Below are 300 nucleotides of genomic sequence, written 5' to 3'. Positions count from 1 at the left end.
TGAAGCTCACCCGCGAAGGTGCTGTGTTTTTTGGCGCGCCTCCGGCGCGCGGGGTTGAGGCCCCCTTGGTCAACCCTTGGAGGTGTCTCGCAACACTCGACACATGCGGTTGCGTCGGCATTCGACGGGCTGATCAGACGCCGGGCCGACCGCTCGGGTGACCTGGCGTCCGAGCCGGGGCTTTACGCACGTGGCCGCACCGGCTTGGTGCCGAGTCTTACGAGGCCCGGAAAGGGTCGAGGCCCGTCCCGCCGTTCAGGCCTCGAAAGCGCCCGCGCCGAAGGCGCAAGTCTCGAGGCC

This window comes from Nocardia sp. NPDC004568 (assembly GCF_040609955.1).
Taxonomy (GTDB): domain Bacteria; phylum Actinomycetota; class Actinomycetes; order Mycobacteriales; family Mycobacteriaceae; genus Nocardia.
This window is presented reverse-complemented; position numbering follows the sequence as displayed.